At 41.0% G+C, this 15,659-nt stretch carries 5 protein-coding genes; all 5 read left to right on the top strand.

Translation table 11 applies throughout. From position 1 onward, the window contains the following. The first annotated feature begins 120 nt into the window (after positions 1–120). Positions 121–2,040, top strand: a complete 1,920-nt coding sequence (locus tag A3GQ_RS23545; protein ID WP_425423360.1) for a condensation domain-containing protein — start codon at positions 121–123, stop codon at positions 2,038–2,040. A 3-nt stretch (positions 2,041–2,043) separates the two neighbouring features. Further along, positions 2,044–11,829, top strand: a complete 9,786-nt coding sequence (locus tag A3GQ_RS23540) for a non-ribosomal peptide synthetase (protein WP_051271250.1) — start codon at positions 2,044–2,046, stop codon at positions 11,827–11,829. 3 nt (positions 11,830–11,832) lie between these two features. After that, positions 11,833–12,582 (top strand): thioesterase II family protein, encoded by a 750-nt coding sequence (locus tag A3GQ_RS0105770; protein WP_028776241.1) that lies wholly within the window; start codon positions 11,833–11,835, stop codon positions 12,580–12,582. 73 nt (positions 12,583–12,655) lie between these two features. Next, positions 12,656–13,144 carry an NUDIX hydrolase gene (locus A3GQ_RS25580; protein ID WP_051271248.1) on the top strand — a complete coding sequence of 163 codons (489 nt, stop codon included), beginning with the start codon at positions 12,656–12,658 and terminating at the stop codon, positions 13,142–13,144. Positions 13,145–13,409: 265 nt separating this feature from the next. Further along, entirely contained in the window at positions 13,410–15,509 is a 2,100-nt protein-coding gene (locus A3GQ_RS0105760) for a TerD family protein (RefSeq protein ID WP_037464029.1), read from the top strand. The last annotated feature ends 150 nt before the right edge of the window (positions 15,510–15,659 follow it).

Here is a 15,659-nt window from a genome sequence, read left to right as displayed (position 1 = left end):
GATTGGACCGAAGAACGCTTTATTACGCATCCCAAATGGGGCAGACTTTATGCCACAGGCGACATCGTTCGCTGGGATGCGAAGGGACAATTGCATTTCTTGGGACGAAAAGATACCCAAGTGAGTATTCGTGGATTCCGAGTGGAGCTCGGAGAGATCGAAAGTCACTTGCAATCGCATCCATTGATTGAGCAAGCGGTGGTGATTGCACAAGCAGGTCGCTTGATTGCCTACATCCAAGGCACGGGAGAATCCAAACAATGGCGTAGTTGGCTGGCAAACAAACTGCCTGATTACATGGTNCCGTCCGTATTCCAAACCATTGAGCACTTCCCATTGACAGCCAATGGCAAAATCGATCGCAAAGTTTTGCCAGCACCAGAAGAAACACCAGAAGAAAGCTATACCGCAGCGGAAACCGAAATCGAAGCAACATTGATAGCGATCTGGGAGTCGTTATTGGGGAAATCGCCGATTGGGATTCACGATAATTTCTTCCACTTAGGAGGGGATTCGATTCTTAGTATTCAAGTGGTCTCCCGAGCACGGGAAAAAGGAATGATACTCAAGCCCAAACAACTCTTTGCCCATCAGACGATTGCCACTTTAGCCAGTGTGGCTGAGACCGAAGCCCAAGTAGTAGGAGAACAAGGAACATTAGTGGGAGACGTGCCATTGCTCCCGATTCAACAATGGTTCTTAGAAGAGACCAAACATCCCCATCACTTCAACCAGAGCATGATGGTTACCACAGGTGAAGTCAACGAAACGAAGTTGCAAGAGACGATTGAAGCTTTGGTCCTTCATCACGATGCGTTGCGGATGCGTTTTGTGCCAACAGATAAGGGATGGAAGCAAATATACCAAGCAGAAAACAACATCGAATTGGAAATCATCGATCTGCAAGCAGCGTCCAACCCGATTGCGGAGTTGGAACAGCGAGCAGAAGAAGCACAAGCCAGTCTGCACCTGACAGATGGTCCTTTGTTCCGGGCGATTTGGTTCCGTTTATCCCAAGAGGAGGGAAGATTATTATTGGTTGCCCACCATTTGATTATGGATGGGGTGTCGTGGCGAATTGTGCTCGAAGATGTGGAGACGATTTACCAGCAGCTAGTAGCAGGCAAATCGATCTTTCTCCCAGCAAAGACTAGTTCGTATCGCCAATGGGCGAAACATTTGCAAGAATGGGCTATTTCAACCGAGATCGAGGAACAGCGAACATATTGGGAACAAGTGAGTAATACGAATTTGCCGCAAGATAAATGGGGCATGAACACAGAGAAATCTGTAGAACAAATGCAGGTACTGTTGTCACCTGAGGAAACAGAAAAATTAGTATCAGAAACAACAGGAAGAACACATGCAACGATCGAAGAGATTTTGCTAACAGCTTTCATGCAAGCTTTGCAGAAATGGACGGGGCAAAAGAAACATACTATTCATCTAGAAGGACATGGACGACAGGAGCAAGAAGGAATCGATTTGTCTCGTACGGTTGGTTGGTTTACTTCTCTTTATCCAGTTACGTTTGAGTTAACATCATCGGTTATTGGAGAAGCACTACAAGTAGTGAAGGACACATTACGTGAAGCCAATAAAAAAGGAATTGGATATGGAATGCTTCGTCACCTTCATCCAACTCCTTTAGAGGAAGTAGATGCAACAATCAGCTTTAACTACTTGGGGAAATTTAACCCAGTTCAGCAAAAAGATCAGCAAGGATTGATAAGAGGAACAGCACAGGAATCTGCCGGTCATACAATCGCATTAGAGGCGGTTCGTCCCCATTTGCTTGATGTTATTGCCGTAATTTACCAAGGGCAATTACAAATAACATGGTTATATAGTCAAAATATGCACAACAAAACGACCATGGAAAGTTTTAAACAGTACTTTCAATCTCATCTATACACTTTGATTACCGGAAAAGAGAAGAATATGGGAATGACGGCATCTGATTTCCCGGAGGCGGATCTTTCCAAAAAAGATATGAAAAAAGTACTGCAATTTCTACAAAAAAAATCCAAGGGGAGATAAAGGTTGGAAGAAAACGATGTATCTCTAAATTTGGAGGATATGTATACTCTCACACCACTTCAACACGGGATGTTACTTCATTCAGAAATGGCACAAAGTGATGGCATGTATATTGCTCAGTTATCCTTTACGATTCAAGGGGAGTTTGTACTCCCCGCTTTTCTTCAAGCATGGCAAGAAGTGATCCATCGACATACCATTTTGCGAACTGCTTTTTTATGGGGTGAAAATGTAGAACCACAGCAACTTGTATTTTCTGGAGTATCCATACCTTCCATTGAAGTAGACTTACGTCATCTATCAAGGGAAGCACAAGAAGTCGAAAGAAGAGAAGCAGAACGGCGGGATCGGGAACGAAAGTTCGATCTCGATGAGCCTCCATTGATGCGTTTTACTTTTTTGCAAACGGCTGATGATACGATTACATGTATATGGAGTTATCATCATGTATTGATGGATGGATGGAGTTTGCCGATTGTGCTCAGTGAGGTGTTTCAATATTACGAGGCATTCTCACAAGGACAATTTCTGCAATTGTCTACTCCCAAACCATATCGGGATTATATTGCATGGCTAAAAAGGCAAGATCTTGCTACAGCTAAGGTGTTTTGGCAAGAGCAACTAAAAGGATTTGATACTCCACTTGCTCTTCGGTTTGACAGGAAAGAAACCAAAGAAAAAGGATATCAATCTGTTACCGAAATACTATCAGCAGAGGTTACCCGTCGTATACAGAAGATGGCAAAAGAAAATCGATTGACTATCAGCACGTTATTACAAGGAGCATGGGGATTACTTCTTGGAAGAACACACCATACGACTGATATTGTATTTGGAGCAACTTCTTCAGGAAGACCTACAGAGTTGATAGGATCAGAGGATATGGTTGGTCTCTTTATTACTACCACTCCTGTTCGTGTGAGGCTTGGGCAAGAAAATATTCAAACATGGTTGACAAAACTTCAAGCAAATCAAGTAGATGCTAGAGAGCACTCCCTACCATCGTTAGTAGATATACATGGTTGGAGTGAAGTGCCGCGTGGTACAGATCTCTTTGAGAGTATTGTGGTAGTCGAAAATTACCCCATTAGTCAAGATGCTAGTGCAACAGAATCCAAATGGAAGATAACGAATGTGGAAGGAAAAGAAGAAACCCATTACCCCATAACATTGGTTTGTACTCCTGGAGAAACGACCCAGCTAAAATTAATGTACCAAGCTGATCGATTCGCTCGATCGACAATGGAAGACACGTTGATGCGTTTTGTTTTAGTTTTGGAGCAAATGGTTGATAACCCTAATCTAAAAGTCAATGAATTAACCATCCTTACCAAGCCTGAAGCGAAGATGATTTTAGAGGATTGGAATCAAACCTCCGTACCAGCTGATTCAAGATTGATTCATCATATGTTTGAAGAACAAGTAAAGCAAACGCCTCAGCAAATTGCCGTAACTTGGGGAGATGAATCACTAACTTATGAAGAGTTGAATCAACAAGCCAATCAATTGGCGCATTTTTTGAAACAATCAGGTGTAGGACCAAATAAAATGGTGGGTGTTTGTTTACCACGATCTGTTAATATATTGGTAAGTTTACTTGGGGTTTTAAAAGCTGAAGGAGCATATGTGCCTTTGGATCCCAATTATCCCAAAGAGCGGATTGCTTATATGTTGGCAGATTCGAAGGCTGAGATTGTCATTACAACCAAAAGTTTAGCAGATCTGGTGACTTCACCAACTACAAAAGCCTGTTGCTTGGATACGATCAATTTGGAAGGATGTCCAACAGAAGATCTCGATTCTCAAGGTTTTACAACTAGACAATTGGCCTATGTGATTTACACCTCTGGTTCAACCGGTAAACCGAAAGGTGTCATGATCGAACATCATAGTGTCTCTATGCTTTTAAATTGGGCTAAAAATACATATTCACCAAGTGAATACAGTGGAGTATTAGCGTCCACTTCTGTTTGTTTTGATTTATCTGTGTTTGAGCTGTTCTTCCCCATTTGTTATGGAGGAACCGTTGTCGGAGTAGAAAATGCTCTCTTTCTAGCTAATGCATCAAAAAAGGTACCTGTAACCCTTATCAATACGGTTCCATCCGCAGCAAATGAGTTAATTCGAATGAGATCCATTCCTAATACTGTAAAAACAATGAATTTAGCAGGGGAACCCTTGCCACGAAGTTTAGTAGACGAGTTATATCAACTACCGCACATAGAAAAGGTATATAACTTGTATGGTCCATCAGAAGATACTACCTACTCTACCTACGCATGGATAGAGAAACAAACAGGAGAAACACCACCAATTGGCAAACCAATTGACAATACATCTGCTTATGTACTTGATCCACAACTTCAAGCAGTACCAATTGGAATTCCAGGAGAACTCTATTTAGGTGGAGACGGGTTGACTAGAGGATACCTCAATCGAGAAGGATTAACAGCAGAAAGATATGTAACACATCCTATCGATCAAAGCCAAAAAGTGTATCGGACAGGGGATTTAGTTACCTATGATGTGAGCGGCACACTCCATTATATTGGACGTGTGGATCATCAAGTGAAAATCAGAGGGTTTCGTATTGAACTAGGCGAAATCGAAGCAGCACTTCATGCTAGTCCAGATGTAGAAAAAGCGATTGTTGTAGCCAAGGAAAATCGATTAATAGCATATGTTATCACAACCAACAGACAGACAGATTATGAAGCATACCTCAACCTATTTATTCCAAGCTATATGGTGCCAAATCAATTTGTTTATTTAGATGAGTTTCCGCTGACTCCGAATGGAAAAGTCGACCGAAGTAGATTACCAGATCCCACTGGTCTAAGAAGATTAGATGAACAGGCTTCTGTGTTATCTCCAGCGGAAGAGATTGTTGCAGGAGTTTGGGAACAAGTATTGGGTGTTAAAAATATTCAAGCTGATGATCATTTCTTTCAACTTGGTGGTCATTCCTTATTAGCAACACAAGTGAGCTCGAAATTAGCTGAAATTTGGAACAAAAATATACCATTAGCTTATATTTTCGAATTTCCTACCATTAGAGAACTTACTGCAAAAATAAATCTAGAGGATCAGCAATCGGAGAAGTTATCGGAGATACCTATTCTCGATCGTTCCAATCAATATGCACCAGCTTCTTATGGTCAGAGAAGATTATGGTTTCTTGATCAGATGCTTGACGACAAAACAACCTATCATCTTCCTTATGCGATGAGAATATCAGGTAAATTGGATGTTTTCGCATTTCGCAGGGCTCTGCAAGCTATTGCTATTCGACATGAAAGTTTACGTACTACTTTTACAAAACGAGATGGTATTCCGATTCAAGTGATTCATCAAGTTCCGCCTATCCATTTTTCTTTTACGGACATTCGAGAGGAAGAAGATTCGATGGAAGTTCTGATGACACGAGCTTATCATCAGTCTTTTTCGCTAACAGATGGTCCATTATGGAGGGTAAACCTTTATCAAGAAGCGGATGACAAATGGGTTTTGTTATTTACGTTTCATCACATTATTGTCGATGGATGGTCACTTGGAATATTTGGAAATGAGTTGTTCCGAATTTATGAATCCAATACCAAAGGGAAATCAGAGAATGTCGAGCCAATGAAATTGCAATATCGTGATTACAGTGCTTGGCAGCAAGCATATATCGAAAGTCAACAGTTAATGGAGCACTTACATTACTGGAAACAAAAATTACAAGATGCACCAATGCTCCATCTTCCTACAGATCAAGCCAGGCCTTCTGAACAAACATTTCGTGGGAATACCAAATCTTTTGGTGTACCACTTGAACTGACGGCAAGTTTAAAACAGTTGAGTCAAGAAGAAGGATCGACACTATTCATGACTTTACTTGCTTCTTGGCAAACGTGGTTATCTCGCTATAGTGGTCAAGAGGATATTTCTGTAGGAAGTCCTATTGCAGGCAGAACAAGAACAGAGCTAGAGGATTTGATCGGTTTTTTTGTCAATACACTTGTTTTTCGAACAGATCTATCAGGAAATCCGAGTTTTCAAGAATTGCTAGGGCGAGTTCGTCAGACATCGCTGGAAGCCTATGCTCATCAATCGGTACCTTTTGAAAAAATAGTAGATGAACTTGCACCAGAGAGGAGTCTCAGACACACTCCCCTTTTCCAAGTGATGTTTGTTTTGCAGAACATGCCTGTTCAGGAAGAAGATGTTACGGATCTCCAATTATCCACCTTTCCGTTGGTACAAGATACAGCAAAATATGATATCACTCTCACTCTCATGGATACTCCAGAAGGATTACAAGGAGCATGGGAGTATAATGCAGATTTATTTCATGAAGCAACAGTAGATCAGATGATCAAACAATATTTACAGATGCTAGAAGCGATCATAAAAGATCCAGCACAACCAATTCGGAAGATTTCATTGCGAACATCTGAAGAAGAAGCGCTTCTCAACCAGCAAAACCAGTTGATCGCCAATTATCCAACATGTTCCTTAGCAGAGCTTTGGGAAGAGCAAGTAGCACTTCGAAGCAAGAAAATTGCACTTCAATCATCATTTCTATCCATGACCTATGAAGAGGTAAATCACAAGGCGAACCAATTGGCTCACTTTTTACAGAAGAAAGGCATGAGACCAGAATCAAAAATCGGCATTTGTCTCGATCGTTCTCCTGATCTTCTCATTGCGATTTTAGCGACTGTCAAATCAGGATCTGCCTATGTTCCATTTGATGTTTCTTATCCCAAAGAACGGTTCCAACATTTGGTGGAAGACTCTGGAGTTACATTTGTCATTACAGAAGAAAAATGGATAGATCGTTTCCGAGAGAAACAAATAGATTGTTGTTTACTGGATCAAGAGCGTAAAAGAATGGCGCAAGAGAATACATCGAATCCTCCTCCGCAGGCGACGATTGATTCCTTGGCATATGTGATGTATACCTCCGGTTCAACAGGGAAACCGAAAGGAGTAGAGATCACCCAAAGAGGTATCATTCGATTGGTAAAAAATACGAACTATGTTACTTTTTCATCTGAAGATGTGTTTTTACAGTTGGCTCCTGTTGCATTTGATGCAGCAACATTTGAGATCTGGGGATCGTTATTAAATGGAGCAAAATTGGTAATCATGCCACCTGAATTGCCATCCCTATCCGAGTTGGGAGAAGCGATTCGGTCTTATCAGGTTACGACTTTGTGGTTGACAGCTGGATTATTTCGCTTAATGGTAGATCATCAGTTAGCTGCCTTTAAAGGGATAAAACAATTGCTAACAGGTGGAGATGTCGTTTCCCCTGTCCATGTTCAGAAAGTATTGAAGTTAGGATCTGTACAAGTTATCAACGGTTATGGACCTACGGAAAATACGACATTTAGTTGTTGCTATCGTGTACCACAGGATTGGTCAGGTGATTCCCTTCCGATTGGTAAGCCAATTTCAGGTACTACAGCATTTATACTCAATGATTTACTACAGCAAGTACCAATGGGAGCGGTAGGTGAGTTATATGTAGGTGGGGATGGTTTAGCGAGAGGATATGTAGGTCAACCAAGACTCACGGATGAACGATTTATTCAACATGATCAGTTTGGAAGGATTTATCGTACAGGTGATTTGGTGCGTTATCGTTCCGATGGAAAGATCGCTTTCTTGGGTAGAATGGATCACCAAGTAAAAATCCGAGGATTTCGTGTAGAGTTAGGCGAGATCGAAACGACCATAGCCCAGATGCCAGCAATCAAGGATGCATTGGTCATTGCCAAAGAGGGTAAATTGATTGCCTACTTAACTATACATGCAACAATCGATACAGATGTGATACGAGATCACTTGGTAGGTCTCCTTCCTGACTATATGGTGCCAGCTTCTTATGTATTATTGGAAGAATTCCCGCTTACGGAAAATGGAAAAGTGGATCGGAAAGCTTTACCAATCCCAACTTCCCATGTGCTGATGGATGAGCTTCCAAAAGGAGAAATAGAAAAGAAGTTGGCGGATGTATGGAAAGAAGTATTAGGTCTTGCGTCCGTGAATAGAAATGATAACTTCTTCCGTTTGGGTGGGGATTCCATTCTTAGTTTACAAGTTATCGCAAAAACTGCTCCATTTGGTATTCGTATCACACCAAAACAAATGTTTCAATTTCAGACGATTGCAGAACTTGCCAAAGTGGCTATTCAAAAACGTGGTACGGATGTAGATCAAGGAATTTTGACTGGCAGTGTAGAGTTGACACCCATTCAATCTTGGTACTTTGCACAAGAACCAGCCAATGCCCATCATTTTAATCAAGCAGTAATGGTTCAACTTCGTGTTTCTCTCCCATCCGAACAAGTTGGAGAGGCGTGGCAGAAACTACATGATCACCACGATGCTCTTCGTTTGCAGTTTCACCAGAGTGAGAATGGTTGGAGATCCGAATATGGAGATGTCGAAAATCAAGTTTCTATCCGTGTGCATGATTTATCAAGTTTTGAGAACGAAGGTCAACATCTAGAAATGAAGCGTTTGGCTGATTATTATCAGCGTAGTTTGCATGTGTCAGATGGTCCTATTACACGATTAATTTATTTTGATCTTGGCAAAAAAGAACATCCTTGCTTATTGATTATCGCTCATCACTTAGTAATCGATGGTGTTTCTTGGCGGATCCTTCTCGAAGATTTGGCAACTCTGTGTAACCAACTTCACGGGCAACAACCGATGAATTTGCCAATGAAAACAACTTCCTATCAGAGATGGGCAGAGCAAATAAAACAAGTACCTGTAGAAAAGAACATAACTTTACCTACTTTTGAAATTCCGGTAGATATACAAGGGGAAAATACAGAGGCTTCTAGTCTGCTAGTGACCTACTCGTTTGCCATGGATGAAAGCCGTCGTTTGATGCAGGCATCTGCCAAAGTGGAAGATATTTTGCTGACTGCTTTTGTTCGGACTCTCATAAAATGGGTAGAAAATACCGATATTTTCATAGACTTGGAGGGACATGGTAGGGATGCACTTGGAGATGAGATTGATGTTTCTCGAACAATTGGTTGGTTTACCAAACTGTACACCGCATCTTTTGGAGTAAAAACAAATGCGACAGCATTAGAAGCATTGCGTTTGGTGAAAGAGCTGCGTCACAATGCTTATGAGTCAATCAAAAGTGGTCAAAAACAGAGCGTAAGTCCTATTAGTTTTAATTACTTAGGGCAGTTTAGACAGCTAGATCAGGAATCAGGGACTTTGATTGGTGCACCGGAGGCAGTAGGAGAGACCGTATTTCCTTCCATGAAAAGACCCTATTTACTGGATGCTATTGGCGTTATTTCAGGTGATCAACTCACTTTCACCTTAAAATACAGCCAAAATATGTATCGCAAAGAAACTATGGAAAGATTGCTTTCTGCTGTGTGTCAAGAGATTCGCATAATTGTTTCGAAATTGGTGGAGACTTCAGAGCAAATATATACTCCAGCTGATTTTCCGTTGGCGAAACTAAAGCCTCAACATTTTGCATTCTTACCGACAAGGGGTGCGGAGGATATATATCCGCTTGCTCCGTTGCAAAAAGGGATGTACTTTCATTCTCTTTTTGCCCAAACCAAAGGGGAATATATTACCCAGCTGGCATTAACATTAGAAGGACAATGGAATCCTTCTCGATGGATAAGTGCGTGGGAGCAGTTGATTGCTCGCCATGATATCTTGCGAACCTCGTTTTGGAGCAAAGGATTAGAAGAGCCACATCAAGTAATACATGAGTCGGTACCTTTACAAGTGAAACAAATGGATTGGCAACACATTGCACCAGAAGAACAGCGAGTTTTCTTATCCAACTGGATGAAAAAAGATCAAGTAGATCCTTTTGACCTCGCTTCTGCCCCACTTATGAGGGTTGCTTTTATTCAGCTTGGTCTCGGTAAAGGGGTCATGGTATGGACTCATCACCATATTTTATTGGACGGTTGGAGCATTCCATTGATCATGCAAGAGCTTGTACCGTTGTATCATCGACAACAGTTGCCGAAGGTTGCTCCTGCATATCGGCACTATATCAAATGGCTATCCAAACAATCGCATGACGAAGCGAAAACATTTTGGGAAACCCAGTTACAAGGAATCACTAAGCCAACTTTGCAACGAAAACGTATAGGAGAGCAAACTTCGCAAAGTATCCATCGATATGTGTCAAAGCAAAAAACAGAGGCGATTAAGCATTTTGCAAAACAACACCAACTGACGATGAGCACAGTAGTTCAAGGTGCATGGGTTTTTCTTCTCCAACAACAAAGCAAACAAGAAGATATCGTTTATGGTATGACCAGCTCAGGAAGACCTGCGGAACTGTCTGGAATAGAGAAGATGGTAGGATTGTTTATTCAATCGTTGCCGGCGAGAGTAAAAGTAAATGGAGATGATCGTTTAATCGATTGGTTACAGCATCTCCAATTGCAACAATCGGAACAACGCAAGTACGAATATGCATCACTTGTTGATATACAAGGTTGGAGTGAGATACCACGAGGTGTACCATTGTTTGAAACACTCTTTGTATTTGAAAACTATCCTACATCGGTATCCAAAGAAAATGCTTCTGATGACCTACAGATAACCGACTTATCTGTGCAAGATCAAAGTAACATACCATTGGTTTTGGTTTCTGGACCAGGTGAGCAATTGATGTTGAAATTCCAATTTTCTTCGCCTTGTTATACGGAAACGGAAGTGAAGGCTTTTCTAGATCAGCTCATTGCTTTGCTAGAAAAAATGATAGAAGACCCAAGTCAAAAGCTAGGGCAATTTTGTCAGTTAGAGAATTTAGATAAAGATGAAGAGGTTTCTTTGCAAAAATATCGTCCAGTTTCCAATAACACAAAATTAATTGTTTCCATGACTCAAATTTGGGAAGAAGTATTAGAACAACAATCTATTGATGGACAGCAAAACTTTTTTGAACTAGGTGGACATTCGTTTGATGCGCTTGCTATAGTGTCACGAGTCGAGCAAGAACTAGAGTATACGATGCCACTATCGTTGTTATTCCAATATCCTACGATTGCTGAATTGTGCTATTATTTAGAGCACGATCAACCCATACACACTGTTATCGCTATGCAACAAGGCGATCCAAATCAAACACCATTGTTTCTCATTCATGGACAAGGTGGAGGAATACTGGCTTACTCTGATCTTGTAAACCAATTGGGGAAAGATCAGACGATTTATGGAATTCAATCCAGAGGGTACGAAGCTGAAGCAGTTGTTATTGCGGATATGGAAGAAATGGCAGATTATTATCTTTCCTTGATCAAGCAGATACAGCCGAATGGACCCTATCGCTTCATTGGATGGTCTATGGGTGGAGTACTAGCTCACCTGATTACGGCTAAACTGGAGAAAATGGGAGGTCAAGTAGAACTGTTAGTGATGATTGATTCTACTTGGCTCAACAAAGAAGAAAGTGTACTTCTCGATCAGCAGTTGAAATCAGGAAAATTTGCAGCTACAGAAGAAAAACACAAAAATCATGTGTGGCTAACAAACGGAATTGCGTTTGCAAATTATGAGTTAGGTTCGATTGTAGATGCTCCGATTCATCTTTTCGTTGCAGAAGATCAAAGTCAAACCATCGGTTCTTCCAACTGGGCACCATGGACTACTTCTACCATTCATGCCAATATAGTGGAAGGAAATCACGTTACAATGTTACAACAACCGCACAGCAGTAGGCTGGCAGAGAAATTACAACAAGCAATAGCCACAGCAGATAACGTGGTTGCTCATAAGGAGGAATAGTTCATGTTAAGTCTTTGGTTGCCTTATACCAAAGAAATCGAGCCAGATGCACACCTTTTGTTTTGTTTTCCATATGGCGGGGGAAACCCCGCTTTTTATAACAATTGGCAAGTATATCTACCTGATCATTTTCAAATTTGTCCCGTTCAACTGCCAGGTCGTGGCATTCGTTTTACAGAGCCATCCTATACGAATTTTCATGCTCTGATACGTGATATCGTAGCTGCAATTCAACCGTATTTGATGAACAATCGATTTTCTTTCTTTGGTCATAGTATGGGTGCACTAGTCAGTTTTGAAGTATCAAGATTACTACAAACCATGAGTCTGCCACTACCAGAAAATCTTTTTGTCTCAGGATATCATGCACCGCATACCTCTGATCCAGGGAGGAAAATTCATCACTTACCAGATGAGGAATTTTTAGATGGAATCGTAGAAATGAATGGTTTACCAGAAGAGCTAGTACAAAACCGAGATTTTTTGCAGGTGTTTCTACCAGCGTTGCGTGCTGACTTCACCATGTGCGAAACGTATCAGTATCTACCTGGGAATAAGTTGAAAAGCCCAATCGTAGCACTTGGTGGAACCGATGATCCAGAAGCAGGGGAAGAACACTTGAAAGCGTGGCAAGCACAAACAGAGAATGATTTTTCGTTGCATATGGTGGAAGGAGATCATTTTTATATCCATCACAAAGAGGGTGAAATAATCAAAATAATTGAAACTCAATGCAAGACACTGTATTTTTAAAATAATATAGTGACAGAATAATCGAATGTATGTTATTTTTGTGCTACAGGTTCCATTGAAAGAAAGGCGCAACATGAGGATCTTGAAGCGAATCCGAAACTGGCTTCCTGACCCGGATATCCACCGGTATCACATCGTAGTATCCGCGATCATCTTCGATGATCGTGGAAATGTACTCGTCATGGAAAGGGATCCTGACGACCCTGGTGCATCCATCTTTGAGGTGCCCGGTGGTGGAATCGATCCCCTCGAACTCACGAGGGATGCAGTCGCTCGTGAGGTGGACGAGGAAACGGGACTTAAGGTTTCCTTCCACGAGACCTTCTTTGAAGGTGCCCCGACACAGATCAGGCGCTTCCCCTTCACAGAATATCGCCGAGTGTTCAATTTCGTGGGTTCGGTCGAGGGCGTGAAGCCCAAGGTGAGGCTTGAGAGCGGTGCTCACGTTGATTGCCAGTGGGTACCTAAGCACAAGATTCGGTCAAGTGGGTTGCCGGACTACAAGTTGAGGTATGTCGAGAAGGCATATGCCATCTTCTACAATCCTCACCCGATGAACTGATACTTGATCGGACTCAACTGGGCGACGGGTCTCCTGTCGTCCAGCCGTAAATAAGGAACGTCAAAATAAAAAACTCCCTTTCATCAGGAAGGGAGTTTCTCTATTCTTCATAGGATTAATGGTTATTGACATATAAGTATCTATCGATATAGAATACTATAAAATCAGGCTATGATGTTCCTTCCTTCTATCTTAACAAAAAGACGTCAGGGACATCCTTTTCCTGATTTTTTCTTTATTTTACATACAGAAATGGAGAATTTCGATGATACGAGATTTTAATCCTATATATGTTAGAAGAAAGCAGAAAGTCATGGTCGAAGAAGGACAAGGGGAATTGCCAAAAGTAATGCTTGCTACCTTTTTGAAAAATTTAGATGAGTTAGGATATATTTTTTCGATGAAGCTAATAGAAAAATGTCAGACGCTTTCGGAGGCTCAATTTTTAGCTTTTTGTATGCCTTTACTCAGCAGTCTAAAGAAAATAGTCGGGGATGATAAAGAATACAACCCCATGTATCCAAACTTTCCGGATCAGGTTATGACGATGGAAGAGAGTCATTTATTTTGGAATGCTATGTTCCATTATTATACGCTCGAATTCCCATCTACTACTGATATCGTGGAGCGTGAGATGTTAGAAGAAGAAAATGAGAAAAAAATGATCGATGTAGGAAATGAGCAAGAATTTGAACAAATGATTCAAAATCTCATTGCTTCCAAAACACCTATTTCCCTGCAAGATAGAGAAGATATTGCGTTGTCCCTCGCGTCTCACCCTGATTCACAAAAACTGCTGCCAGTACAAATTCCATTAAAAGAAAATATCGGGTTTGTGATTGCGCAGCTGCTCCAGTTAAAAAAGATAGAGGGAGAGCAAGTTGCATCTTATTTCCGAACTGCTACGGATGTCCTGCGTCTTGCTGTCGCCCTTTCCGAAGGAGATATCAGCCTTGCTGCTTCTACGAAATTTAAAAAGTTTTCACGTCACGAGCGTAGATTTTTATTAGCGTTGTTGGAACAGTGTACCAACATAGAAGAAGATATGCTTCGATATCGCAAACCTTGGATTCGATTGGGAGAGATATTGCATCCAAGCGAGTATCAAATGAGATTTCCAAAAGTAGCAGAGGCTTTTCATAAGATACGAAATCAGTTACCAATATGGACTTTTTCTAGTCAGATTGAACAAGCTCTAGCCACCAAAAATATAAAAAAAGTCTATTCCTTACTGTCCGAACGACCAGGTGAATTTGCGCGTCGATTGGATCATGTTTTGCGCACGGTGGAAGATAAAATGGAAACATTAGATTCCTTTGCAAAAGTAGCAGATCAAGTTCCTACTCCGTTGCTGCTAACTTTGCAATCGCATTTTGCTAACAGAAGTATATCAACAGAAGAACGAGTCTTTTTTCCAAAAGGAAATACAGTTAAATATGTTGTGATCGATAATGAATTGCCTCTTTTGAAATCGTCGATTTGTGACGCTATTGTTTCTCTATGCAACAAAACATTATTAGACCGGTTTGCCAGCCTTCCAGATCTCGGAAAAGTATATATCAATCCAGAACTACAAAATTACATGGTACCTTTATCCAGTCGTTCTGCTAGTCAATCGCTTCGCACGGTTGGAAGAGGAAGCAGACTTTCCATTCCAGATGGAGATACGATACGCTTTTTTCTTTGGTGGAAAGAAGGTTACATAAATGGAGAGTATACAGGTGATGTAGATATTGATCTTTCTGCATCCATTTACAGCGAAGACTGGCAGTATAAAGAGCATCTCTCTTTTACGAACCTAAAATTACCTACTTATGAATCGGTTCACAGTGGAGACATTGTTTCAGCACCAAATGGAGCAAGTGAATTTATTGATATTCATTTACCTTCGGTACTACGAAATGATAGTAGATATATCATTTTATCTATCTATTGCTTCAGTGAGCATATATTTTCGTCTTTGCCAGAGTGTTACGCTGGTTGGATGGTTCGTCAAAGAGCTTCAGCGGGGAAAATCTATGAACCTTCTACTGTTCAAGACAAAGTAGACTTGGCCTCGAATGCTAGAATAGCAGTTCCGCTAGTCATTGATGCCAAGGAGAGGAAAGTGTTTTGGGTTGATATGGGTTTAAATCGTGAGCTGAATGATCGAGCTACGATAGAGCGAAACAAACGAAGTATAGCACAATTGGGTAAATGGATCACAACTTTACAAAGACCCAATCTTTATGATCTATTCCGCTTACATGCAAAAGCAAGAGGAAATCAAGTGGATCAGCCAGAAGAAGCGGATACGTTATTTGATATTCATAAAGGGATAACTCCCTTTGATACAGACACGATTGCCGCTTATTTTCTAAAATAATAGGGAAGTGGATTAAGCTTGGCGCAACTTTGATTGTACCAAGCTATTCTTTTTATGCAACAAAAACAAATGAATTTGATCATGTGGTACTGATAGTTCAGTTGTTGCACAAAAGACGAAACGTGATTTGAACCATGTAAACCCTTTCAT

Origin of the sequence: Shimazuella kribbensis DSM 45090 (assembly GCF_000428065.1) — a bacterium.
GTDB classification, from domain to species: domain Bacteria; phylum Bacillota; class Bacilli; order Thermoactinomycetales; family Thermoactinomycetaceae; genus Shimazuella; species Shimazuella kribbensis.
Note: the sequence above shows the minus strand (reverse complement) of the source record. Positions and strands in the feature narration are given on the sequence as shown.